We start from the raw sequence: 25,096 nt of genomic DNA, 5'->3' as shown, positions 1-25,096 counted from the left end.
TGTATGACTGAGGGCATCGGGCTCCCGCCCGAGTGGGTGGCCCGGAAGGTGGTGGCGTACGACGAGCTCCAGTCGGCGTCGGGCTCACTGTGGTGGTTGCAGTCGGACCCTGATCACGGCGGATGCCGCCGGGTCATGCGCGCCGACCGGTCGGGCACGGCCGTCGCGGTGACGCCCCCCGACTTCTCGGTCGGAGGCCAGCTCCATGCCTACGGTGGCGGCGCCTTCGCGGTGACATCGGGGGGAGTGTGGTTCGTTGGTGACGACGGTTCCCTCCTTCGGCAAGCGGCTGGCCGCGTGCCCGAGCGGATCGCCTCTGTCGTCGGGTCCGCCCACTACGGAGACCTCGCTCCGGCACCGGGCGGTGGTCTGCTCGCGGTTCGCGGGGACGACACCGTGGACGAGATCGTCGCCGTGTCCCGGGCCGGGCACACCCGAGTCCTGGTTCGGTCCTGCGGCTTCCTCGGCTCCCCTCGGCTGGCAGCAGGCACCCTCGCGTACGTGGAGTGGCAGCGCGACCAGATGCCGTGGGACAGCACTCGCCTCGTGCTGGCAGACATCCGATCGGACACCGTCGGACCGACCCGCGTTGTAGCAGGCGGCCCCGGGGAGTCGGCGGTGCAGCCGTCCTGGGGACCAGACGGCCTGCTGTACTTCATGTCCGACCGGACAGGGTGGTGGAACCTGTACCGGCTGCGCAATGGCGTAGTGGAGGCAGTCGCACCGATCGAGGCGGACTGCGCGCCGGCGCCCTGGGAAGGCGGTTACCAGTCGTACGGTTTCGCTGGAGACGGCACCGTCGTGCTGACGGTGATGAACGGATTCACCACCGAGCTGCTCGCCATCGACCCCGAGGGCCGTCGGCAACGGCTGGGCTCGAATCTCACATCCGTGAAGCCGTACGTCACCGTCGACGGCAGCCTCCTCGCCGTGGTCGGCTCCACAGCAAGCAGCCCGCCGGCCATCTGGTCGGTCGATCTGGCGGCGCAGACGGATGTCCAGGCCCTCCCGATGGGCAAGGCTTCCGAGTTCCCTGTTCCCTGGACGCCAGTTCCTCCCTTGGTAGAGACCACTGCGGCTCCGGGTGGGCCGGTGCGCTTCCTGCTGCACCTACCGCCGGGGGACACACGATCGGGTCCCCTCCTCGTGCGGGCCCATCCTGGTCCGACGGACGATGTCCCCCTACGGCTGGACTGGGTCACTCAGTACTTCGTCAGCCACGGCTTCATCGTCGCCGAAGTTCTCTACCGAGGAAGTACGGGTCAGGGACGCGCCTTCCGGCAGTCGCTGCACGACCACTGGGGCGACTTCGACGTCGACGACTGCTCGGCCGTCGCAGAGCATCTCCTGATGATCGGCCAGGCGACTCCTGGAGCGGTGTTCGTCAGCGGGGCGAGCGCCGGCGGGTACACGGCGCTCCAGGCGGCATGCCGCCCAGGACCGTTCACTGCCGCGACAGCCATCTCGCCGATCATCGACCCCGCGAGGTGGGAGCTGTCCGTACCGGCGTTCCAGCGTCCGCACGCAGCCGCGCTGCGAGGACCCGCCGGCGCGGTGAAGCCCGAGCAGATCCGCTGCCCCGTGCTGGTGATCCACGGCTCCGCCGACACGATCACGTCTGCGGAGGACGCCATGCACTTCGCCGAGAAGCTGGCCGGCCGAGGCAGTGACCATGGCAGCCTGCTGCTGGAGGGCGGCGACCACTACCTGTCGGCGCCGTTGGCACGGGAGCAGGCGCTGCGAGCCGAACTCGACTTCTACCGGCGCATCATGAGCCACCTGCCAGCATGACCGCCAGCCTGTCGGCGTCCGGCAGCACGGCCCGGGCGAACTCACGCAGTTCCCGGACCGCGACGTAGTCGGCGTGTGCCTGCAGGTCGGCCAGGATGCCGGCCACCCGCTCGACACACCGGCCTGATCCTGTCCTGGCGGCGTAGGCGACAGCATCGCGGCCGACCGCACACGCCTGGTCGACGTCCCCGCTGCGCAGCCAGGTCGTGGCGAGCAGGGCGGCGTCGATCGCGCGCCGGCGGACCTTGTCCTTGCCGACGCCTCCGAGCGCGTCGGCCAGCTGGATCCTGGCGTCCGGCGCGCGGCCGAGGTCGTGGAGGCAGTGCGCGGCCTCGTCCGCGAGGTAGCCGTGGGTGAAGTAGCGGATCCAGGTGGGTTCGTCTTCCGCGCTGGCTGCGTCGAGGAGCTTCTCGGCTTCGAGGATCAGCTGGGTCGCCTCGCTTTCCCTGAGCATTCTGGCGTTCGCGCGGGCGACGACGGCGGTGATGGCCGCGCGCGTGGCCGGGCTCGCGGCGGTACCGGCGGCAGCGCGGGCGGAGGAGGCCCACCGCAGGGCAGTCTCCGGGTTCCCGCAGTGCAAGGCGAGGTGTCCGAGGTTCACTGCCACGAGGTAGGCGCCGTACGCCTGATCGCCGGTTGCCATCGTCAGGGCCAAGGCGCGCTGGTAGTACTCCTGGGCCCGGGCGGGGTTACCGATGTCGACGGCCTGGTATCCGGCAAGCTCGCAGAAACCGACCGTGAGCTGGGCGCGCTGACGTGCGACCTGTTCATCGACAGCAGGTCGGCGCAGAAGTCCTTCGAGTTCGGTGTCGATGTAGGAACTGACCTGCCGCCAGTGCTGACGGGCCCCGTGTGTGTGGTCGAGTTGGCGGAACATGCCGAGCATGCCCTCTGCGACAACGACGTCTTCTTCCGTGGCCCACAGCGACAGAGCGGAAGCTGGGGTGTTCGAGTTGACGGATGCCCAGTCGCTGATCAGGGAGTCCACCATGGCGAGCCGCTGTCCGGCATCGCCAACGCCGGAAGCGGCTCTTTGCTCGGCAATACCTGGTTCCGGCAGCGAAAGCGCGACCACCGGGGACTCGCCTGGCCCTGCCCCTGGTTCTGGTTGCGGACCGTAATCCGGGTTCCCGAAGACAGCCGAGCGCAACTCATTCCGGGAGACCTTCAGTAGCTCGGCGAGCTTCGGCATCTGCCACGGGCGAGGCGTCGCCTTGCCGTTCTCCCATCGGTGGATTGTCGCCCGATCCACATCCATTGCCGTAGCCAGCTGTTCCTGGGTGTAGCCGGCGGTCCTGCGCAACACGGCGAGCCGCCCCCATCGCGCCATTGCGCACCCCCAAGAGAATTTTTGACCGCTGACTCCGCAGGTCATGGGCAGATTTTCAACATCAACGCCACACGATGCAACAAGTCTGCACTGTCACAGGGGCTTTGGCTGGTGGTTCCGTATGACCCGCCCAAGTTGGGCAGCACCGAACGGACTCGACCATCGCACCGGCTCGGGTCCTCGCACTTGCCCAGCGCTCTCGCCCAGGTCTTGGGCGCGATCGGCATCGCCTCCAGGAGGGACACCGGCCGTGGACACAGCCTTCGCACTTGATCCAGGTCGGTTCATCCAGCACCCTGCCGGCCACGACGGCGAGCTTCGTGGGGCTGTGGAGGAGTTGCAGCAGGGGCGCTGGATGGCTGCCCACGCGGTGCTGGCGAGCTCGTGGGGCAACTGGCCGGTGTGGACGGCTCGTAGCCAGGTGCTCGCCGCTGTCGCGTCGCGTACGGATGTCCTCGACCACTGGCGCGCCGAGGCCGCGGACAGCGTCGGGCTGGTGACCCTCCTGGCGCGGGCGGCCGTGGAGCGGGCTCTCATGGCAAGTGCGCAACCGACTGATCCCCGGACGGTCGCCCGGCTGGAGCACTCCGCCCGAGAGCTGTGCTGGGAGGCTGCGGCCACCCTCACCGACGACCCGGTCCCGTGGATCTGCCTGCTCGCCCTGGCGCAGCTGGATCCCGGCCAGTCCCGTCCCGAGCACCGGGTTCCGGCGCCCGACCAGCTGCTTCCGCCCGGGCCCTGGGGGCTTCTCGCCCAGGCCCGGCGGGCGGACCCCTGGAACCGGGAGGCGTTCCACCGGATGCTGCGCGTCTGGCTCGCCCGCGGTAGCTCCGGCACGGCGACCGAGTTCCTGGCGGCTTTCCTGCCCGGCGCGCCGGCGGGGGCGCCCTTGCACGCCCTACCGCTGTACGCGTTCGTCGATCAGTATCGTCGGACGGCGGACCAACTGCTGTGGACGAAGAACGAGCGGATCCGTGCCGCGGTGCTGCGGGCCTACCAGAACTGGCGGGCGGCACCCGGCGAGCAGGGCCGGTGGCCGGTGCTGGACGAGAGCCACCTGGCACACGCGCTCTGGGCGGCCCGTCGTCCCGCCGATGCTGCCGAGGTGTTCGCGGCGATGGCGCCCTTCGTCTCCTCCCAGCCGTGGGTGAGCGTCGGCGATCGGCCGGACGAGCTCTTCCGACAGGCCCTGGCCCAGTCGTGCGCCGCCAGCCGCTGACCACTTCTCCTTTCCCGGTCAGCGAACCGGGCCCCGACACCACCGACCTTCCTCGGAGACTGCCTCATGCCACGTTCTGAACGCGTTCCCCTTCACCACGGGGATGACGATCATCTGCAGCTACTCGGGATCAAGCCCGAACTGGTCCGCAGGATGAGCCTGTTCGGCAACTTCGCCGTCAGCTTCTCGGTCATCTCGGTCCTCAGCGGCTGCATGACGTTGTTCGGATTCGGCCTGATCAGTGGCGGGCCCGCCGTGATGATGTGGGGCTGGCTCGGTGTCGGCCTGGCCGTGCTGCTGGTCGGCATGGCATTGGCCGAGGTCACCTCCGCCTACCCGACCAGCGGCGGGCTCTACTACATGGCCCGGCAACTGGGCGGTCCACGCTGGGGATGGACGACGGGCTGGCTGAACCTCCTCGGTCTGTTGGGTGGGATCGCCGGGATCGACTACGGCGCTGCCTCGTTCATGGCGGCATTCGCCGACCTGCAGTGGGGGGTTGAGGCGACCCCCGGCCTGATCCTCACGATCTTCGCTGGCGTCCTGGTGCTGCACGCCCTGCTGAACGTCTTTGCCGTTCGGCTGGTCAGCCTGTTCAACAGCATCTCCGTGTGGTGGCACATCGGCGGTGTGCTAGTGATCGTCGGCGTGCTCGCGGCCGTCCCTTCCCACCACCAGTCCCCGTCCTGGGTGTTCGGGCATTTCGCCAACGGCACCGGCTGGTCGAATCCGATCTACGTGTCGGCAGTCGGTCTGATGCTGGCGGGCTACACCTTCTGCGGCTACGACGCGAGCGCCCACTTGAGCGAGGAGACGACGAACGCGCGGGTCGCCGCACCACAGGGCATCGTCCGCTCGATCTGGGTCTCCCTGATCGCCGGGTTCGTGCTGCTGGCCGGCCTGCTGTTCGCAGTGCAGGACTACGCGGGCACCGCCGCGGCGGACGTGCCGCCCGCGCAGGTCTTCCTGGACGCGCTCGGGACCACCGGGGCGAAGGCACTTCTGCTGATCGTGATCGGCGCCCAGTTGTTCTGCGGATCCGCCGAGGTCACCGCGTGCTCGCGGATGGTCTACGCCTTCTCTCGGGACAACGCACTGCCCGGATCGGCGACTTGGCGCCGGGTGTCGCCGCGCAGGGTTCCGGTGCCGGCGGTGTGGCTGTCGGTGGGGGTGGCGTTCGTCCTGGCGGTGCCGTCGATGTGGAACGCGGCCGCGTACGGGGCGGTCACCGCCGTCAACGTCATCGGCATGACGCCGTCGTACATCGTGCCCGTCTACCTGCGGCTGCGGCAGCGGGACCGGTTCATCCCGGGGCCGTGGAATCTGGGCCGGTGGAGCCGACCGGTCGGGATCACCGCCGTGGCGTGGGTGGTCGTGCTGACTGTGCTGGTGTGCCTGCCCCAGCGCTTCCCCGTCACCGTGGAGACGTTCAACTACGCCCCTGTCACCCTGCTGGTGGTCCTGGCGCTGGCGGCGTTGTGGTGGCGGCTGGCCGGCCGGAGGTTCTCCGTGCCGGTCGTCCAGGATCCGCAGTTGGCCGCGGTTGAGGAGCAGATCGTATGAGGCCCGCGATGCGCACCGACAGCCGGCTCACGGGTGCGACCGACGACATCATCGCGCCGGTCGGCCGGCTGCCGGAGCTGGTGGAGGCCTTCGGCCTGGACACCGTGATGCTTGCCGTCGTCGATCCGCAAGGTCGGCTCAAGGGTAAGGAGTTCGACGCCGAGGTGCTGCTGGCACGGCTGGCGCAGGGCCGGATCCGCCCAGAGATGTGCGGGTACGTGATCGGCACGGACCTGAGCATGACACCCCAGGACAGTGGCACGTTCTCCTGGGAGTCCGGCTTCGGCGACATCGCCCTGGTGCCCGATCTCAACCGAGCCCGCGTACTCCCGTGGGAGCCAGGCACCGCCGTGGTGTTCGCCCAACCCGTCGACGGCGACCGGCCGCATCCGCTGGCCCCGGCCACCATCCTGACCGAGCAGCTCGACCAACTCCACGGCCTGGGTTACGAGGTGCGGGTCGGGATCGAGACCGAGTTCGTCGTCTACGAGGGCACAACCGCCGACGCGGCGGCGGCCGGCTGGCGGCGGTTGGAACCGGTGACATGGGACAACCGCGACTACGCCCTTGACCGCACGACCGGAGTGGCCGGGTTCTCGCGGTCGCTGCGGCAGGCCCTGTCCAGGGCGGGGCTTCCGGTTGAGGCGGTCAAGCTGGAGAGCGCCCCGGGCCAGATCGAGGTCACCTTCCCCTACGGCCGGGCCCGGGAGGCGTGCGAGCAGCACGTGCTGTTCAAACACGCCGCGAGGGCGCTGGCGGACCGCCAGGGCCTGGCAGCGACGTTCATGGCGGCCCCGGCAGACGGGGTGGGCTCCGGCATGCACCTGCACCTGTCCCTGTGGGCCAGCGGGAAGCCGCTCCTCACCCACCCGGACGACCCGCACGGGCTGTCGGAGCTGGGCGAACGGGCCGTCGCCGGGCTGCTGGAGGTGCTGCCCGCCACCGTGCCGATATGGGCACCGTATGTGAACAGCTACAAGCGCCTCGGGGGCCCGTTCGCACCGTCCAGGATCGCATGGGGACGGGACAACCGCTCCTGTGCGGTGCGGGTGGTCGGCCACGGACCGGGCCTGCACCTGGAGGTGCGCCTGCCCGGCGCGGACGCCAACCCCTACCTCGCACTCGCCGCCGCCGTCGCCGCCGTCCGCCACGGCGTCACCGGCGACCTCAAGGCCGGCGAGCCCGTCACCGGCGACGCCGACCGGGACGACGACCTGCGTGAGGTGCCTCGCCACGCCGGGGACGCCGTCAAGGCGTTCGAGTCCAGCCCCCTCGCCTCCGCGCTGCTGGGCGAGCACGTCGTTGCCCACCTTGCCTGCCTCGCCCGCCTGGACATGGACCACCACGCCGCCCGCGTCACCGACGTCGAGCTCGCGCGCGGCTTCGCCCAGGCCTGAGCCCCGGGACGGCCGCGGAGCCATACCCCCGAGCCCGCGGCCGTCCCGGTTCCACCCCACCCCCTGTTCCTGACCATGCCGGAGACTCTCATGGACACCACCGTCCACCCCCAGAAGAACAGCGCGAAGCCCGCCCCCACCGGGCCCGGCCTGCTGGCCAAGACCCACCTGGTCGGCGCCGCTGAATCCGGCATGGAAGGCCTCGCCCTGTGGCTGGCCTCCCGCGGCCACGATGTCACCGGCAGCATCGATCCCGCACAGCAGGACAGCCCCGCCGCCGACCGGCTGCGCGCGGCCGGCGTGGACCTCACGGTCGGCTCCGACCCAGGGCACATCCGCAACGACCGAACGGTCGTGGTGTGGCCTGGGGCCGTCACTGCCCCGCACCCCGAACTCGACCGGGCCCAGGCCATGGGACTGCCGATTCTCGCCCGCGCGCACGCGCTCGCCGTGCTCTGCGAGGACTTCGGCCATCCGCTGGTCGCCGTCGGCGGCAGCCACGGCACCACGACCGCGGCAGCCGTTCTGGCTGCGGCACTTGCCGACGGCCGAACCGGCTGGATCCTCAACGCCCCTGGCATCGGCGGTTCCGCCGGCCAGGGCGGTGGCCCGCGCCTCGTCGTGGACCTGTGCCCGGACGCCGACACGTACGAGACCGCGGCCCCCGGATCCTGGAACTCTCGCCCCACCGGCCCGAATTTCCACCGGCGGCCGTCCCCGTCGGTGGCACTGATCGCCGCCGCCGCCGCCAACGCCCCGCACTTCGCGGACAACCTCGAAGCCCTGGACGCCGCCACCAGTCTCGCCCGCTCCGCCGACACCGTGGTCCTGCCGACCTGGGACACCGGCGCCAGAATCGTGCACGAGAGGCTCACCGACCGCCCCGGCCCCACCACGGTCACCGTCGGCCTCGACGAGAGCGCCGACGTCTGGGTCCTCACGCCGCGGTGGCTCGGCAGCCAGTACCTCCTCACCCTCCACTACCAGGGCGAGCAGCACCAGTTCATCGTGCCGATCGCCGGTCACCACCACGCCCTGGCGGCCTGCGCGGCCATCGCCACCGCCCTCGCCGTCGGCGAGGACGCGAAGGCGGTCGCCGAGCGCCTGGCCGCGTTCGCGGGCGTCGAGCGGTCCCTCGCCGAACTCGGCACCCGGGCGAGCGTCACCGTGTTTGAGTCCCGTGCCCGGCACCCGCAGGAGGTGAGCACGGACGTGGAAGCTGCCCGGCTCCTGACCGAGGGTTCGATCATCGCGGTGCTGGAGCCGGACGGCATCGCCCGCACCACCGCCCACGCCGCCAAGCTCGGTGCCGCCCTCGCCAAGGCCGATCACGCCGTACTGCTGCCGACCGCCACCCCGCTGACCACGCTGAACGCCCCCGACCCGCTCGACGCCGTCGCCACCGCCGCCACCGCAGCCCTGAGCGCCGACCAAGTTCACCGGGCCCGGTCGGGCCCGTGCGAGTCCGACGTTGAGCAGCTCGTCACCCGGCTCGTCGAGCCCGGCGACCTGGTGCTCGTCATCGGCACCGGCGAAGCCGCCCGCCTCGGCCCCCGCCTGCTGGAACACCTCGCGCCAGGTTCCCCAACCACTGACCGTCCGTGAACCGCCCGCCGACCACCGGAGGTGCCGCCATGGCCACCACCCTTCCCGCCCACAACCTGCCCGAACGCGACATCCGGCTCCTCGCCCACATTGCCGCCGAGTCCCAGACCCGCACGATCGCGGCCGACCCCGCCCTCAGCCTGGCCCCTTCCGATGTCGACGCCGCCGTCCGCGCGCTGTTCACGACCACCGGCACGCGCACCGCGCTGCAGCTCGTCGCCTGGGGCGCCGCGTACGGCATCGTCACCGGCACCACCGAGCCCTGTACCGCGCTCACCACCGCAGTTCAGCTTCCGCGGCGCCTCCAGCGGCTCCTCGCGGGCTGGGTCGGCGGGCGCACCACCCCGGAGCTGGCGGCCGACTTCGGCGTCTCGACCGGCACGATGCGCGGGTACGGCCGGGACCTGCGCTCCTGGCTGGGGGTCCGCAACCAGGTGCAGGCGAGCATCGCCGCCGTCCTGGCCGGCCTGGTCCTGCTCAGCGACATCGACCCCACGTGGCCCGCCGAGCCACTCGCCCGTGCCATCACACCCCGCGGCCACGCGGCGTGAACACCCGTCGCACCAGCGGCCGGGCCGCCGTCGGGCTGGTCTGCTTCCTGCTGGGAGTCCAGGTCGGGGCTGCCGTCGTCTACCTCCTCCAGCACCGCACCGAGCTCGCCCAGCCGCTCTATCTGGCGATCTTCGCCCTCGTCGCCTTCGGCACCCTGGCCGTCGCCGACCGGCTGATCGCCTCACGCTCAGCGCCCAAGCGCCGTTCTGGCTCCTCCTCGCAGAAACCGCTCCCACCGGACTGAGCACCCGCACAACCCATGGCGGCCGTTCGGGCCCGGGCCGCACCCCTTCAACCCCAGACGGAAGATGAGCACCTTACGACCACCTGCCGACGGGCTGGCGGCCCGCGACCTGGACCGCCACCTGATCAACCGCGCGGGCGTCCTCGTCGACGCCGCGGCGCTCGCCGAGCTGCCCGTCACTCGCCTGTCCGGGGCCGCGCCCGTGCTCCTGGCCGCAGGCGCCCCCGTGCCGGCCACCGTCCCCGCACCGCTGGTGCGGCTGCTGATGCGCGCCGGGTCCATGGCGATCCCCTGCGCCCTGGTCACCGAGCGCCTCGGCCTCGACGTGGCCGGCATGCTCACCACGCAGCGCGTCCCCAACGTGTGGTCCGCGTCCGTGTCGGCGGGTGAGTCCCGCGAGCAGGGCCTCAACCCCTACCGCGCCGCCGCCCGCGCACTCGGCCTTCCGGTCGGGAACTGCCTGGTCATCACCACCGAAGCGGTGGCACACGAGGCCCAAGCCGGTGGAGCACGCCGTGCTCTCCTCAGCCGCGCCGGAGCCCTCAGCGTGGCCGCCAGGGGCGTCACCGGACTGAGCGAGCGCGAGTACGGCGTTGCTCTGCAGCTCGCCCTCGGGCACTCCTACGAAGGCGCCGCCGAGCAGCTCGGCTGCTCCGCCAGCTCGGCCGCCAACACGATGTCGCGGGTGATGCACCGCCGGGGCCTCGCCGACCGTACCCGCGCCATCGCCGACCTCATCACCTCCGAGCAGCTCGACACCGCCGAGCTGCGCGCGGCCCTGCCCGCCGAACTCCCGGACCTCACACCGCGCGACCACCAGGTGCTCACCCTGCTCGCCACCCACGAGGTGCGCGCCGTCGCTCGGATGACCGGCATCAACCAGGACACCATCGGCGGCGTCATCACCCGGGCCACCACCGCCATCGGAGGCCGCACTCGCACCCACGCGGTCGTCATGGTCCTCCTGCTCGGCCGGCCCAGCCTGGCCACCGCCTCCCTCTCCGGCGGTGCGCGGTGAGGCTGGTCGAATACCCGCAGCACTACACCCCTGACGGCGCCCCATCCCTGTATCTGGCCAGTTCTGGCGCCGGCCGTCCCGGCTGGCAGGCCGACGCCGTCGCCCTCCTGGCCGCGGCCGGCTTCACCGGCACCGTCCTTAACCCCCGGCCTCGGTCCCGCCCCGGTTCCGGGACGGGCACACCGGCCGGCTGGCAGGAGCACAACCTGCGGCGCATCGGCGTCGTCCTTCTCTGGTGCCCGCACGGCGCGCAGCAGGTCCTCGATGTCCGCCAGCGGTTCCTCCACCGCTCGCGCACCGAGCTGGTCGTCGGCTGCGACGGCGAGGACCGCCTCCAGCGGTTCGTCCGCGCTGAACTGCACGGCGCGATACCCCGGTTGGCCGTCGCCATCGATCTCGCCGCAGCCGTGCGCGCCGCTCTCGACCACCTCAGTGCCCCGGCCACCGCCCGACGCTGAACTCCGCCACCGCCGTCAGGAATCTCCATGCCCACGCTCTTCACCCCGCACCGCTACCGCCCCCTCATCGAGGACCACGGTCTCATCAGCAGCACCGCCACCGGCGCACTCGTCCGCTCAGACGGCACCGTCAACTGGCTGTGCCTGCCCCGGTTCGACTCCCCGGCGGTCTTCGCCGCCCTGCTCGGCACCGAGGACCACGGCTTCTGGCGCATCGGTCCCGCCACCGACGGGTTCCCCCTGACGGCGGACCGGCGACGCTACCGCGACGGCACCATGGTCCTGGAACACGAGTGGGACACCCCTGGCGGCAGCATCCGGGTCATCGACTTCATGCCGTTGGGCACCACGGCGGCCCGCATCATGCGGATCGTCGAAGGCCTCACCGGCACGGTCGGGATGACCTCGCTGTTCCACGCCCGCCCCGGCTACGGCGCCACCACGCCGCTGGTCACCCGCACCGAGCGAGGCAACACCGCACGCCTGTGCGCGACCGTCCACCCCGACTCCTACTGGCTCGACGGCCTCCACCACACCGTCGCCGAGGACGGCGCCCGCGCCGACTTCACGCTCACCGCGGGCGAGTCCGTCACCTTCTCCCTCACGTGGTGCCCCTCGTTCAACCGGGCACCCGACATACGCAGCTCCCGCGCAGCACTGACCCGCACCGCGGCGTACTGGCGTGAGTGGGCGTCCCGCTGCACCTACCAGGGCCGTCCCCACGGGCGGTACACCGCTGTCCGAGCGCCCCGAGACGATCACCGTTGAGGACATCTCCCACACCTACGACGGCCGCGACACCCCGCGTTGGACAAGGTCACCCTCACCTGTAGGGGCCACGTACTGCTGCACATTCCAGGGACCTCTGTCCGAGGGTCTTCGTGCCTTTCTGAGCTGGTGAACAAAGCTGTGACCGGGAGTGGCTGAACAATCCCTCACCTGGCCGGCAGGTGGCGGACCGACACTCGCCAACCTGCCGCCCACTGGTACCCGGCCGACTACTCGCCGCCGGCGAACGAAGAGGCGAGGCTCCGGAACGGTCCGAAGTCTCGCCTCTTCGAAGGTCATGTCAGGTCACGTCGTGGGGTGGCCGGCAGGTCACGGCGTCCGTTCGGGCTGGAGGGTCCAGCGGCTGTTGTCGAAGAGGCCTGGGCAGTCCCAGATGTCGAGCCGGGTGCCCTGTTCGGTGTGTGAGTTGTTCAGCTCTATGCAGCGGCCGGTGTTGGGGTCGCCCCCGGTGATGGTGGTCTGATTGATGATGCGGCCGTCCGGTCGTACGGACCACTTCTGGGTGGGTCGGCCGTCGCAATTGGTGAGGGTGAGTTGGGTGCCGTTGGTGTTGGCGTCGCCGACGGTGGAGACGCAGTAGGCGCCGGCCCGAATGGTGCCGTCGGTGCTGAGGTTGAATCGCTGGTTCACGGTGTTCCAGCAGCTGCCGATTGCCAGTGGTGCGCCGTCCCGGGGGCCGCCCCAGGCGTCCATGCACTGCCAGGTGGCCAGGTTGGGGTGGAGCGAGGTGCTGACGTCGGCGTAGCCGAGGAACTGCCAGTCGCTGAAGCCGTCGACCGCGTTCTTCGTGCCGCTGCTGCTCTTGCCGGGGAAGACGGTGATGGCGTTGCTGGTGTTGATGGCCCACAGGTCGGGGTAGCCGTCGTTGTTCAGGTCTGCGGCGCCGACCTTCGGTTGTGCCGCGGAGGTCCAGTTGGCACCGGTCAGAATGGGTGCACCGGTGTCGGGCTTGGTGAGGGCGGAGTAGTCGACGGTGCCGTCGGCGTTCCAGCCGAGGGGGTAGGCGTAGATGTTTCCGTTGGTGCGGTTGCGTGCCCAGAGCGTGGGCTGGTTCGTGGTCGCCTTGGTGATGGGGTTGGTCGTGGGTCCGTTCGCTGCACCCGGGTTGATGAGTTCGTAGTCGTTCCAGCTGCCGGAGGCGGTGGGGATGAGCGTCGCGCTCCCCAGGAGGTTGCCAACAGGGGTGAAGAGGTAGAGGTTGTTGTTCTCGAGCGTCATGATGGACGTCTGTGTAGTAAAGACCGTCTTCGTCGGGTCGCCCGGCTTGGGGCCCACTGCCTCGCCCTTGGGTGTGCCGAAGGCGATGACCTGGGTGACGTTGCTCCAGTCACCGCTGTTGTACCCGTCGCACGCTGCGCCGGTGCCGTAGACCTTGCAGCTGGTGGGGCGGCTCGGGGCCATGGGGGTGTTCTGGTCGAAGCGCCCGGTTCCGTCATTGGGTATGACGTAGAGGACCTTCTTGAGCTCGGCTGCGGTGCCTGTGTAGTGGACGACGAGTTGGTCGACCGGTTGCCCGGCTATGAGGGAGCCGTGGTGGCTGATCTGGTAGTCGGCCCAGGTGGCCCCGTACTGGCGGTTGCCGGGCGCGGCAGACGCGGGAGCGACCAAGGGGTTGGTCGGATCCGTGATACCGCCGGTGATCCGCAGGTCGCCGTTCTTGTCAGCGATGACGATGTCCGGCTGCTGGTCGTTGGTGACATCGCCGAACAGCGGCTGCGTGCCGGGCTTCCAGGGGACGTAGAAGTTGTAGATGGCGGGCTGGCTGTAGTTGCCGGCGTTGTCCATGGCCCAGGCGTAGAGGGTGTTGGTGCCCCACCGGCGTGGCTGATAAGTGTACGGCGTGCCCGGCGGCAGGGTGCCATCCTGGCCGCACTTCCAGCCGACGACCGGGGTCGGGTCGGTGCTCACCCGCACACAGGCGACACCGGAGGCCTGCAGGCCCTGCCCGGGAACGGGGTCCTCGGCGTTGATGGTGAAGGTGCCCTGGTCGTTCATGTACTTGGCCGGGCTGGGGTTGGGGGTGCCAGAGGGCGGGAAGTCGGTGGAGCTGATGCTGACGCGGGGGTTGGTCTTGTCTACGCGGAAGTAGCACCACGCGGTCATGGGCGAGGTGAGGGTGTTGTCAGTGGAGCGGGCGGTCCAGCCGTACTGGTGACCGTCCGACAGGGCTCCCACACTCACGGTCGGACCCGGGTCGTTGTAGCTTCCGCCCCACGCTCCTGGCACCGCACTGAAGTTGGGGTCGTTGTCGTCCCACATGTGATAGCCGGTGTAGAGCGACTGCCCTGCGGGGGAGTAGCTGTTGGCCGTGAGGTAGATCTCCTGGTTGTTGCCAACCCAGCCGGGGTTATCCCAGGGGTTGGCGCCACCGCTGGTACACGCGGCCGTGCTGTTGTTGCCCGCAAAGCCCGGCGACGGGGTGGTCCGCGGCCACCAGACCGTCGGGGTGATGTCGTAAGTGGTGGTGATGTACGGGTTGTTGGCGACCTGGTGCCGGAACGACCTGTCCCACTCATTGCCCTGCGGGGCGATGGCGGCGGTCCACCATGGCCACTGACCGGCGATCGCCTGCTTCATGATGTCGGTCACGTCGATGGCCAGCGGGCCGGTGCCCTTGAGTGTCTGGCCGTTGACCGCCGGGCAGTTCTCCATCACCACATTGCCGTTGGTGCCGCAGGGCTGGTCGTTCCAGCTGGTGTGCTCGTAGATGGGCTTAGGAGCCGAGTACACCTCAAGCGGCGTGTCTGTCCCCGGGCTGGAAGCGCCGGTGACCTGGGCGTTGAGTACGGAGTTGAAGATGGTCGGCGGGCTCTCGGCGCCACTCGGCTTGGTGTAGAGCGCCGAGTTGATGCCGAACTGGAAGTAGGCACGCTGGCGGCCTTCACTGCCGCAGTCCAGGTTCGGATCGCTGCTGTGGTAGCCGCAGTAGCCTGTAGCCAGGTTGCTCTTCTTGTTGAAGTTCTCCGCCGTCTTGTGGTTCTCCTGGACCTCCACCGAACCCTGGACCGAGCTCGTAGCAACCAGGGACGGGTCGAGGTACCACGGGCCGGTGCCCGAGCCGAGGCCTTCCTGGTTCGGCGTCAGCTCGATCGCCGAGGAGGTGACCTTGGTGGCGATCACGGCTACGTTCGCCCCGTCGCCCGGCTCCTCGGCGGACGAACGTATGCCGCCCGCGGGAGCAGGTGCCGTGTCGGCGGCAGGCGCAGCGGCGAAGGCGGCCTTCACGGTCTTCGGCGCGGCTGCGGGGGATGTGGTGGTCGTCGAGGAGTCCCACTGCAGGGGCGAGGGCGAGCGGAATCGAAGCGCCCCCTTGTCGTCCTTGACGTCGATGCGCCCCTGGGCGTCAGAGGTCACCACCAGGGCCTGGGCGCTGACCGGGAACCGCAGGGTCTTCAGCGCCGGGTTGGCGGCCGCCTCGGGAGTACGAACCACGATCACGTCGCGCCACCCGCCGATGGGCAACGCGGTCAGCTGGAGGTCGACGCCGGGCAGCACGTTCGCGTAGGTAGCGGTCGCCCCGTTCAAGGCCGGCTTGGGCAGTGCGAACGGCGTGCCGACGGAGAGCTTCTTTCCATCGGTGGTGGCGACGGTGGCCATGGGGCCGCTGCCACCGCCGGAGAACGCCAGGGCGGTGCTCGCGACTGCGGGGCTGAGGGTGCCGTCCGTGTTGGACCGCAAGGTCGAGTCGAGGTCGGCCCACGCGCCGTTCTGTTTGGTGCGCACGGGCTGGGCGTTGTCGGTGGTGGTGAGGGTCCCGTTCGGGTTCGCGACGGTTTTGGACACCTCGTTGGTCATGGCGTCCACAACAACCGCCTTGCCCGTCGACTTCGCCTTAGTGACCGCGTCAACCATAGCCTGTTGCAGTGGTGTGCGGGCCGGTCCCGGCGTCGGGGGCACCAGCGGCGGGATCGGCCCCGTCGGCCCGTGTGAGGGCGGAGGCGTGGCGTCGGTGGCGAATGCGGCGGGCATGGTCAGCAGGCCCACGCTCAGGGCATAGCTGACACCCAGAATGGCAAAGCGGATCGCGCGCTTACGTATAGGTGGTGACGGTGGCGTGGGTTGAAATGCGTGTGAAGTGATGGACATGTCTGACCCTGTGCTCCCCTCCCAGTGTGCAACCCCGTCTGGGCGTTGCGTTCGAATGGGAACGATGTGGCCTGACCTGCTGCTAGGTCAAACCGGCTTCCGCCTTGCGAGGACATGTCCGGATACGCACTAGATTCACACGTCAAGGCTTTGCAAAATTCTCATGAGTGGCAACCGGGCACCCTGGCGGCGTGTTCGATTCTTCACTTATCGTCACATTGATCATGGCATCGTTATGCCCATTTGATGCTGTGTCGATAATTTCTGAGGAGATGTGACGATGGTTTGGCCTGCCCGCAAACGGGCTGGGAGACCAGCAGAAGGCCGATGGCGGTCGCCTGCGGTAGCGATGATGGTTGCCCTTGCGATGACCGCGATAACCGCACCGCCAGCGGTGGCGTGGACGTACCCCGCGCCGAAGGGGAAGGTCTGGACACCCCCACACACACCACTCGGCAACGAAACCGTCTCGGTCCCGGGACGGGACGCCCAGACAGCGGCCACTCCCGCGGTAGCGGCCCCGGCCTGGAAGCCCGAGCCCGCAGCACCGCTGGTGACCGGTACGGCGACGGTGGCGGTGGGGGCCGACAGTCCAGAGGCACAGGCTGCGCGATCCGCAACCGGCGGTGCTTCGCCCGCCTCGGGAGGCACGACCGGCTCACAGGCTGGGAAGCTGGCAGTCCGAGTCGCGCCCGGCACGGGCACGGGTGAAAGCGCTCGGACTGTCACGGTCCAGGTGACCGGACAGGACAAGGGCAAGGCCGCCGGTGTCACTGGCCCACTCATCGCCCTGTCCGATGCCGAAGCGTCCGCCGATGGCGAAGGGCGTGCGGCGAACGTCACACTGGATCTGAAGGCACTGCAGGCCACCGGATGGTCCGACCGAGCCTCGCTCGTCGCCCTTCCGGCCTGTGCACTGACCTCGCCGGACCAGCCCGAGTGCCGCACCCAGACACCGCTTCAAGCAAAAGCCGACGGGCATGGCGAGATCACCGCTGAGGTCACCCTGCCCCCTGCAACCCGTTCGCAGGGGCAGAACGGTGCCGTAAAGGCGTCCTTCTCCACCGCATCCGCAGGTACGGTGGCGGCCAGTTCAGGCAGCGCCGGCGGCTCGGTGGTCCTCGCGGCGGCGCCTTCGCCGTCGGGTGCCTTGGGTAACTACACTGCGACGTCACTTTCCCCGTCGTCGGCGTGGACCTCCGGGTCCAACGCGGGCAACTTCACTTACAGTTACCCGATCCAGGTTCCGCCTGGGCTCGGTGGTGCGGCACCTGCTGTGGCGCTGGGCTACAACTCTGCCGAGGTGGACGGCAAGACGTCCGCGACGAACGCCCAGCCTTCTTGGATCGGCGACGGCTGGGGTTACCAGCCCGGCTTCATCGAGCGGTCCTACCACAGTTGCGACAAGGCTGGCATCACCGGCTCCCCTGACCAGTGCTGGGGTGGGCAGAATGCCACCCTCTCGCTGAGCGGCCACTCCGGCGCCATCGTACGCGACGATGCCACCGGGATCTGGCACCTGGAGAGCGACGACGGAACCAAGGTCGAGCAGCTCACCGGGGCGCCGAAGGCCACGGGCGACATTGACTATCAGGGCATGGAGTACTGGCGGATCACCACGCCCGACGGTGTCCAGTACTACTTCGGCCTCAACCATCTGCCGGGCGGCGACGGCAGCGACCCCGCTGCGAACTCTGTCCTGACCGGGCCCGTGTACTCGCCCAACAGCGGCGACCCCTGCTACAACTCCGGCAGCGGGAAGAACTCGTGGTGCCAGATGGCCTGGCGATGGCAACTCGACTACGTGGTCGACCCGCACGGCAACCTGACCACCTACAAGTACGCCGCCGAGGGCAACAAGTACAAGCGCGGCACCATCCAGAATGCAGGCAACGGTACCCTCGCCGACTACCAGCGGGCCGGCTACCTCAAGGAGATCGCCTACGGCCAGCGTCTGAACGACCAGAAGGCCGCCAAGGGCAGCGCCAACGCGGCTGCCAAGGTCGTCTTCACCGTCGCGGAACGCTGCATACCCAACGGCGCGATCACCTGCTCCGAGGACCAGCGGACGACGGCCAACGCGGATGCCTGGCCGGATACGCCGGTCGACCAGATGTGCACCGACAGCACCTGCGCCAACGTCGCACCGACGTTCTTCACAACCAAACGCCTCACCGCGATCAGTACGCAGGTGCTGGTGAACAACGCTTACCGGACCGTCGACACCTGGAACCTCAACCAGCAGCTCGCCGACCCCGGCGACGGCACCAAGCGGCTCCTGCAGCTCGACTCCATCCAGCGCGTGCCGAGCAACGGCCAGGCGGAGATCAAGAACCTGCCGCCAGTGAGCTTCCAGTACAAGATGCGGGCCAACCGCGTCGACGGCCTCGTCCCGGCCTCGCCGATGTTCATGCGCCCGCGCATCCAGAGCATCACGACCGAGATGGGCGGGCGCATCAACGTCATCTACAACGACCCCGAGTGCTCCCGGGTCAACAACCACATGCCAGCCTCCGAGGACAACAACTCGATGGCCTGCATACCCGTCAAGTGGTACCTGCCCGGGCAGTCCTCACCCGACCCGGTCAACGACTGGTTCGACAAGCCACTCGTCAAAACGGTCGTCGAGCAGGACCTCGTCTCCACCCCCACCATCGGCAAGACCACCGAGTACACCTACAACGGCGGCGCTGCCTGGCACCGCAACGACGCCGAGTTCACTGACCCCAAGACCCGCACCTGGGACCAGTTCCGCGGATACCAGTCGGTGACCACCACCACCGGCAACGCCGACCCCGGCGAAGCTCCCAAGACCCAGCAAAAGGTCACCTACCTGCGCGGCATGGACGGCGACTACCTAGCCGACGGCAAGACCAAGCGCAGCGTCCAGGTCCCCAGCCCGCTCGGCGGAACCGTCACCGACAGCGCCCAACTCGCCGGCCGCGTCGTCGCGAGCGAGACCTTCGACCAAGCCGGCGGCACGGTCACGGCTGTCTCCGGCACCACCTACAACGGCCAGACCAGCTCCGCGACCCACGCACAGAGTGCCGGCGCGCCGCAGATCTTCGCCTGGCGCCCAGACTCCGAGACCACCGCTATCACCAAGGCCAAGCTCGCCGACAACAGCTGGCGGACGACCACCTCGGTCACGACCACGGAGCCGGCCAACGGCAACCGCGTCGTCAAGGTCGACAGCAAGGGAGACGGCACTACCGCCACCCCGGAGATCTGCACCACCACCAACTACGCGGTCAGCGACAACCCACAACTGCTCACGCTCGTCTCGGAGAAAACCACCTTCCAGGGGCCCTGCACCGGCAAGGCCACCTCCGCCAACACCCTGTCCAGCAGCCGCACGCTCTACGACGGCAAGGCCTTCGGACAGGCTGGCACAACCGGTGACCCGACCAGCAACCAGGTCCTCGACCACTTCGACCAGTCCGGCAACGCCGTCTACACGCACGCCGGCAGTACGACCTTCGACGTCTACGGGCGGAGCCTGACGACGGCGACCGCCGATGGCTCCACCTACAACAGCGCCGACACTCAGCTGAGCGGACCATCGGTCACGCCCTCAACGACCAAGATCGTTCTCACCCCGGCATCCGGTTCGCTCCCGACCCAGGTACAGGCCACGGGACCCATGGGAGCAGGCTGGGCCATCACAACCACGCTGGACCCGGCCCGTGGGTCTCCGCTCACCAGCACCGATGCCAACGGCCGTGTCATCACCGGGCAGTACGACGCCCTCGGCCGGCTCACTGCCGTCTGGGCGTCCGACCGTCCGACCGCGCAGCTGCCAAGCCGGAAGTTCACTTACACGCTCAAGGGCTCGGCGGGGCCGTCCACCGTCAAGACGGAGTCGCTCAACGACGACGCGGCCACCTACTCGGCGAACATCGATCTCTACGACGGCTTGGGTCGCCCCCGCCAGAGCCAGCGCACCAGCGACGCCCGCCCGAACGGGCGCCTGGTCACCGACACCGTCTACGACACGCACGGCTGGGTCATCAAGACCTCCGCCCCGTACTACGAGAAGAACTCCTTCCCCACCGAGTCGATCTTCATCCCTCAAGCCGACGGCCAGGTACCGGGCCAAACTTGGAACACGTACGACGGCAATGGGCGCGTCGTGCGTTCGGAGTTCCGCTCCTACGGCAATCTCCAGTGGGCCACCAGCACCACCTACCCAGGCGTGGACCGGACCGACACCACCCCACCCAGCGGCGGCACGCCTACCTCCACCGTTTCTGACGCACGGGGACGCACCACCGCCTTCTGGCAGTACCGCACGCCGACCGCGACGGGCAACAGCGCAGACGCGGACATCACCACCTACACCTACACACCTGCTGGCCAGCCAGCGGCTCACACCGACAGCAGCGGAAACACCTGGACCAAGACCTACGACCTGCGCGGACGGCAGGTCTCCGCGTCCGACCCGGACACCGGCGCGACCCAGACGTTCTACGACATCGACTCGCGTATCGATCACACCGTCGACGCCAAGGGCAACACGCTCGCTTTCACCTACGACCTGCTCGGCCGCAAGACCGGCATGTTCAACGGCACCGTGGCCCCGGCGAACCAGCTGGCGGCGTGGACCTACGACACGCTCGCCAAGGGCCAGCCAACCTCGTCGACCCGCTACGTCGGCGGAAGCGCTGGCGCTGCCTACACCACAGCCGTGACCGGCTACGACACCGCCTACCGGCCACTCGGCACCTCCATCACCATTCCGTCCACGGAAGGGGCGCTCGCCGGCACCTACACCACAACCAACAGCTACAGCCCGGTCCTCGGCGCTCCGACGCAGACCAACATCCCAGCCGCAGGCGGACTCCCGGCCGAATCAGTTACGTACGGCCGAACCATCACCGGCCTGCTGGTCGGATCCGCTAGCCTCGACCAGGCCATCGTCCAGCAGGTCGACTACGACGCCCTCGCGCGCCCGGTGCGGACAACCGTTGGCGACTACGGCACCCAGGTCGTCTCCACCCAGCAATACGACTGGGCCACCGGACGGGTCATCAACTCCTTCCTGGACCGCCAAGTCGGAACTGTCTCACCAGACCAGATCAGCTATACCTACGCGCCGTCCGGTCGAATCACCTCGGTCACCGACATTCAGGACGCCACGACAACCGACACCCAGTGCTTCACCTACGACTACCTCGGCCGACTGACAGGCGCCTGGACCGATACGGGTGGCACCTCCACCATCGCGGACTGGACTGACTCCGTCGGCACCATCCACGGCACAGGCAACTCCAGCAAGGTGCCCGGCACCGGCGCCTGCATCAACAAGGACGGCCCAGCCACCGTCAGCCCCGGCGGGCGCACCGTCGGCGGCCCTGCACCCTACTGGAACACCTACACCTACGACGCGACCGGAAACCGCACCGGGTACGTCCAGCACGACATCACCGGTAACAGCCTCAACGACACCACCACCACCCAGACCTTCGGAGCCGCCAAGAGCACCAACACCGCCACCACGGCCCCCAACACCGGCGGCGGAACCGGCGGGCCCCACGCCCTGCTCACCTCAACCACCAGCGGGCCAGCTAGCACCAAGGCCGTCAGCTACCAGTACGACGCCAAGGGCCGCACCTCCGCCATCACCGACACCGGCGGTACCACCACCCTGACCTGGAACGGCGAGGACAAGCTCGACTCCCTCACCAAGACCGGTCAGGTCGGCACCACTACGTACCTCTACGACGCGGACGGCAACCAGCTCATCCGCCGCAACCCCGGCAAGACCACACTCAACCTGCCCACCGACGAGCTCACCCTCGACACCTCGGTTCCCAACGGCTCGCTTAGCAACGTCCGCTCCATCGCCGCCCCCGGAGGCCTGACCTACACCCGCGTCACCGCTGCCATCGGCGGAGGCACCGTTCTCATCCAAGCCGCAGACCCGCACGGCACCAACGGCGTCCAGATCAACACGGACGCGAATCAGACCGTCACCCGTCGTCTCACTGACCCGTTCGGTAACCCCCGCGGCACCCAGCCGGCAGCCGGGCAGTGGGCGGGGACCAAGGGCTTCGTCGGCGGCAGCAAAGACGACACCACCAGCCTCACCAACCTCGGAGCCCGTCAATACGACACTGCCGCCGGCCGCTTCATCAGTCCTGACCCCATCCTCATTCCTGGGGATCCTCAGCAGTGGAACGGCTACGCCTACAGCAACAACAACCCGGTCAACTTCAGCGACCCCACGGGACTCGCACCGTGCGCCGACGGTATCAAGGACTCCTGCGGAGGCGGGGGATCCGCCTGCCAAGGCCTTTTCTGTAACTCGCAGCCCAGCGGCGGAAATACCTGCTACTACGTACTCAAGAATCCCTGCGGCACTTCAGGAGCCCAGGACAATGGGAATGCCGGGTCCGCCGCCGATGTCGGCTGGGGAATTCTGACGGGCTTCTCCAGGGTTGCCGAAACAGTAGAAAATATCGTAAACCCGATCTGCTGGTTCGTCGACGACTGCACGGGCGGCACAGACAAGGTCAAGAATTTTGCCAAGCAGCACGGAGCAAAAACAAATTCATTTCAGTTCAAGCAGGGAAATCAGAGCGGTGAGGAACTGGCCGCAGGCGCCTTGGGGCCAGCTGGCGAGTTCGGTGTATCGGCAAAAGAATCACTAGCCGCATTCTCAGCTCGATCTGCGCTCCGACGATTCATCCCCTGCAACAGCTTTGAAGCTGGCACGGATGTACTGCTCGCCGACGGCTCGACTGAGCCCATCGAGGACCTCCGGGTCGGAGACTCCGTTCTCGCGAGCAGCCCGTCTGGCGACGCCACGCCTCACCGCGTCACCGCGACCATTACCGGATCTGGCCAGAAGAATCTGGTCAAGATAGCTTTCCATGACGGCAGTGAAGACTCCGGAAATGCATCTGTCACGGCGACTGACCACCATCCCTTCTGGGTGCAAAATAGGAACCGCTGGGTAGACGCCGCGGACCTCCAGGCAGGGGACACTCTTCGCACTGAGGACGGAAGCGTTCTTCAGGTCGATTCCATCACCCGGTGGGCACAGGACGACACCGTCTACAACCTCACCGTTGACGGAGTCCACACCTACTACGTCAAGGCCGGAAAGTCCTACGTACTGGTGCACAATGCGCCTTGTGACACCGTCGCGAGAGTTCTCGAAGAGCTCAAGGGGAAGCGCGTCACTACTGGGAGGATCCTCGACCCCGAAACCGGGGCGGACATACATGATGAAATTGAAGCCGGAGGCTTCAGTGACCTCGTGAAAGAAACGGACGACTACCTGCGGGTCCACGGGTCGCCGATCCACCCTAAAGCTAAAGTTTATACAGCCGCTCAGCACGTCGAGGCTCAGTACGCAATGTGGATGCGCAATAATGGCGTAAAGTCTGCTTCCGTGGTAATGAATAATGACACGGGAGTTTGCTCTGGGAGATATGGATGCAAGGGCGCCATCGAGGCGATCCTCCCGGCGAATTCATCCATGAGGGTGTGGTATCCTGGCGGGCCAGCGGAAGGTGAATTGTACGAAGGAAAGGCCGTCGCCCCGTGATCCTCAATGCCCATATTCGCGGCCAGTACTATCACGCCGAGAGCTGGCCGGAAAAGGCTGAGCTAATTGCAGACGTCATGGAGAATCTTCGATTCGAAAGGGCTGACGCGCCTTGGGTTAGCGCGGGCGAGTGCGCGGAGTTCAGTTTTGCCAATCAGCGCCGCACTGAAGCGTCCGACTGGTGGCCCGACAATCATCTTCAGATTTCCGTGAACTCGGCCACTGGATTCGGCGGACTCGTTTGGTTTGTTATGCGAGATGATGCCCCGGAAGGCGATATTTCGGAGCATATTTGGATATCGGACAACCCGAACCCGCCAGATTTCGACCCTCGCGTTGTAGCGGACCCTGGAATTCCGCACTTCTTCGATCCTCGGAGTGCTATCCCGACTGAAGATGTACGCGCCGCCCTTGAGGAGTTCTGCAGGAAGAGCACCGGCGACCGCCCAGAATGCATTCAGTGGGTTCACGGCGATATGGACGGGCAGCGCAACGAAGGCTGAATGTTGCACCAGCGTGACCCCATCACCAGAAAGTCAGCCTTCAGCTAGCTAACTGTAAAGGCGCCCAGCGGTATTCCGCTGGGCGCCTTTACAGTTTCGGTCCCCGAGAGGCTAATTCCTCAAGGCGACAGGTGGTGCTCCGTTGCCTGGACCACGGGCGGGCAAGACGTAGGTACTTGCTGTCGCAGGCGCCGCTGCGCTTCGATGCGCCTGTCTGTTCATCGTGCACTGTCGCAACGGTCGATGACCCGGGCTACGATTGGCACAGCAAGATTCGCCCTTGGGCGGTAAGGGGGCATCTCACGGCCCAGCCGGCCTGCCCCGGACCGCACCGGCTCGTAGTTCCTGTGGCCGGAACTCTGACCTGCGCGCACTCTACGAGGACAGCCCCATCGCGTTCCTGCGCACTGGGCTCTTCCTGCCGGCTCCCGAGGTCGCCCAGCAGGCGTTCACCGCCGCACCCGCACCACCCCGGCGCCCCGCACATCGACGGCCTCCCCCCCACCGAAAACGACGGCCGCCCCGGCACCTTCACGGCCCTTGCCGGCCTCATTCTCACCGACCAGGGTGAGCACGACCGCGGCAACCTATGGGTGTGGCCGGGCACGCATCTAAGCACGGCAGCGTGGCTGCGCCGCCACGGCGCGGACGCACTGCGCGACGCTGCGCCCTACCCGCCCGTGGATCTGCCCGCCCCGCGCCAGGTGACCGGCGCGGCCGGAAGCCTGATCCTCGTCCACTATCTGCTCGCCCACAACATCGGCGGCCACTTCGGCACCGCCGACGACGAGCGCCGCGAGACCGTGTACTTCCGACTGCGCGCCGACGGCCACCGCGAACACTGGCGCGAGGCTGTGACAGACCCGCTGCTGGAGTTCACGCTGCCGGATCCCGCAGAGGGCTCCGTCACGGGAGGCGGGCGGTGATCGCCTCCATGCGGATCGTCCGCTCGAAGGTGCCGGACGAGGCGAAGGCCAGCAGGGCGT

The 25,096-nt window shown here is 68.3% G+C and carries 15 protein-coding genes; 13 read left to right on the top strand and 2 right to left on the bottom strand.

Annotated features, from left to right (window positions below; translation table 11 throughout):
• Positions 1-3: 3 nt before the first annotated feature.
• Positions 4-1,791 carry a S9 family peptidase gene (locus tag ABTY61_RS06760; protein WP_350503840.1) on the top strand — a complete coding sequence of 596 codons (1,788 nt, stop codon included), beginning with the start codon at positions 4-6 and terminating at the stop codon, positions 1,789-1,791.
• On the opposite strand, the gene ABTY61_RS06755 is transcribed toward ABTY61_RS06760, so the two are convergent.
• Positions 1,769-3,166: a helix-turn-helix transcriptional regulator gene (locus ABTY61_RS06755; RefSeq protein WP_350503839.1), complete on the bottom strand. Its 1,398-nt coding sequence runs from the start codon at positions 3,164-3,166 to the stop codon at positions 1,769-1,771. The genes ABTY61_RS06760 and ABTY61_RS06755 overlap by 23 nt on opposite strands.
• A gap of 310 nt (positions 3,167-3,476) precedes the next feature.
• Between ABTY61_RS06755 and ABTY61_RS06750 the strand changes: the two genes are divergently transcribed.
• The 9 genes from ABTY61_RS06750 to ABTY61_RS06710 all read left to right on the top strand — a co-directional run bounded on the left by ABTY61_RS06750 (position 3,477) and on the right by ABTY61_RS06710 (position 11,945).
• The gene (locus tag ABTY61_RS06750) at positions 3,477-4,340 is read left to right on the top strand and encodes a hypothetical protein (protein ID WP_350503838.1); all 864 of its coding nucleotides are present in this window, start codon (positions 3,477-3,479) and stop codon (positions 4,338-4,340) included.
• 66 nt (positions 4,341-4,406) lie between these two features.
• Positions 4,407-5,903, top strand: coding sequence for an amino acid permease (locus tag ABTY61_RS06745; RefSeq protein ID WP_350503837.1), 1,497 nt, complete (start codon positions 4,407-4,409; stop codon positions 5,901-5,903).
• An 8-nt stretch (positions 5,904-5,911) separates the two neighbouring features.
• Positions 5,912-7,300, top strand: a complete 1,389-nt coding sequence (locus ABTY61_RS06740) for a glutamine synthetase family protein (RefSeq protein ID WP_350503836.1) — start codon at positions 5,912-5,914, stop codon at positions 7,298-7,300.
• A 90-nt stretch (positions 7,301-7,390) separates the two neighbouring features.
• Positions 7,391-8,905, top strand: coding sequence for a Mur ligase domain-containing protein (locus ABTY61_RS06735; RefSeq protein ID WP_350503835.1), 1,515 nt, complete (start codon positions 7,391-7,393; stop codon positions 8,903-8,905).
• A gap of 29 nt (positions 8,906-8,934) precedes the next feature.
• Positions 8,935-9,456 (top strand): hypothetical protein, encoded by a 522-nt coding sequence (locus tag ABTY61_RS06730; RefSeq protein WP_350503834.1) that lies wholly within the window; start codon positions 8,935-8,937, stop codon positions 9,454-9,456.
• Positions 9,453-9,701: a hypothetical protein gene (locus ABTY61_RS06725; RefSeq protein ID WP_350503833.1), complete on the top strand. Its 249-nt coding sequence runs from the start codon at positions 9,453-9,455 to the stop codon at positions 9,699-9,701. The genes ABTY61_RS06730 and ABTY61_RS06725 overlap by 4 nt, the downstream gene beginning before the upstream one ends.
• 64 nt (positions 9,702-9,765) lie before the next feature.
• Complete coding sequence (locus tag ABTY61_RS06720) at positions 9,766-10,719, top strand: hypothetical protein (RefSeq protein ID WP_350503832.1); 954 nt, start codon at positions 9,766-9,768, stop codon at positions 10,717-10,719.
• Positions 10,716-11,177, top strand: coding sequence for a hypothetical protein (locus ABTY61_RS06715; protein WP_350503831.1), 462 nt, complete (start codon positions 10,716-10,718; stop codon positions 11,175-11,177). The genes ABTY61_RS06720 and ABTY61_RS06715 overlap by 4 nt, the downstream gene beginning before the upstream one ends.
• 27 nt (positions 11,178-11,204) lie before the next feature.
• Positions 11,205-11,945, top strand: coding sequence for a trehalase-like domain-containing protein (locus ABTY61_RS06710; protein WP_350503830.1), 741 nt, complete (start codon positions 11,205-11,207; stop codon positions 11,943-11,945).
• A 330-nt stretch (positions 11,946-12,275) separates the two neighbouring features.
• Here ABTY61_RS06710 and ABTY61_RS06705 read toward each other — a convergent pair whose 3' ends face one another.
• Positions 12,276-15,761, bottom strand: coding sequence for a ricin-type beta-trefoil lectin domain protein (locus ABTY61_RS06705; protein WP_350503829.1), 3,486 nt, complete (start codon positions 15,759-15,761; stop codon positions 12,276-12,278).
• Between the two features lie 1,027 nt (positions 15,762-16,788).
• On the opposite strand from ABTY61_RS06705, the gene ABTY61_RS06700 reads away from it, so the two are divergent.
• The 3 genes from ABTY61_RS06700 to ABTY61_RS06690 all read left to right on the top strand — a co-directional run bounded on the left by ABTY61_RS06700 (position 16,789) and on the right by ABTY61_RS06690 (position 25,036).
• Positions 16,789-23,607 (top strand): polymorphic toxin-type HINT domain-containing protein, encoded by a 6,819-nt coding sequence (locus ABTY61_RS06700; RefSeq protein ID WP_350503828.1) that lies wholly within the window; start codon positions 16,789-16,791, stop codon positions 23,605-23,607.
• The gene (locus ABTY61_RS06695; protein WP_350503827.1) at positions 23,604-24,110 is read left to right on the top strand and encodes an Imm1 family immunity protein; all 507 of its coding nucleotides are present in this window, start codon (positions 23,604-23,606) and stop codon (positions 24,108-24,110) included. The genes ABTY61_RS06700 and ABTY61_RS06695 overlap by 4 nt, the downstream gene beginning before the upstream one ends.
• 680 nt (positions 24,111-24,790) lie before the next feature.
• On the top strand, positions 24,791-25,036 hold the full coding sequence (locus ABTY61_RS06690; protein ID WP_350503826.1) for a hypothetical protein: 246 nt from the start codon (positions 24,791-24,793) through the stop codon (positions 25,034-25,036).
• The last annotated feature ends 60 nt before the right edge of the window (positions 25,037-25,096 follow it).

Source organism: Kitasatospora sp. NPDC096128 (assembly GCF_040303105.1).
In the GTDB taxonomy this organism is placed as follows: Bacteria; Actinomycetota; Actinomycetes; order Streptomycetales; family Streptomycetaceae; genus Kitasatospora.
Note: the sequence above shows the minus strand (reverse complement) of the source record. Positions and strands in the feature narration are given on the sequence as shown.

Excerpts from the sequence above, each read along its gene's own strand:
- ABTY61_RS06760 (WP_350503840.1), top strand. The coding sequence starts at position 4 with ATGACTGAGGGCATCGGGCTCCCGCCCGAGTGGGTGGCCCGGAAGGTG.
- ABTY61_RS06745 (WP_350503837.1), top strand. The coding sequence starts at position 4,407 with ATGCCACGTTCTGAACGCGTTCCCCTTCACCACGGGGATGACGATCAT.
- ABTY61_RS06755 (WP_350503839.1), bottom strand. The coding sequence starts at position 3,166 with ATGACCTGCGGAGTCAGCGGTCAAAAATTCTCTTGGGGGTGCGCAATG.
- ABTY61_RS06730 (WP_350503834.1), top strand. The coding sequence starts at position 8,935 with ATGGCCACCACCCTTCCCGCCCACAACCTGCCCGAACGCGACATCCGG.
- ABTY61_RS06705 (WP_350503829.1), bottom strand. The coding sequence starts at position 15,761 with ATGACCAACGAGGTGTCCAAAACCGTCGCGAACCCGAACGGGACCCTC.
- ABTY61_RS06735 (WP_350503835.1), top strand. The coding sequence starts at position 7,391 with ATGGACACCACCGTCCACCCCCAGAAGAACAGCGCGAAGCCCGCCCCC.
- ABTY61_RS06750 (WP_350503838.1), top strand. The coding sequence starts at position 3,477 with ATGGCTGCCCACGCGGTGCTGGCGAGCTCGTGGGGCAACTGGCCGGTG.
- ABTY61_RS06740 (WP_350503836.1), top strand. The coding sequence starts at position 5,912 with ATGCGCACCGACAGCCGGCTCACGGGTGCGACCGACGACATCATCGCG.
- ABTY61_RS06710 (WP_350503830.1), top strand. The coding sequence starts at position 11,205 with ATGCCCACGCTCTTCACCCCGCACCGCTACCGCCCCCTCATCGAGGAC.
- ABTY61_RS06720 (WP_350503832.1), top strand. The coding sequence starts at position 9,766 with ATGAGCACCTTACGACCACCTGCCGACGGGCTGGCGGCCCGCGACCTG.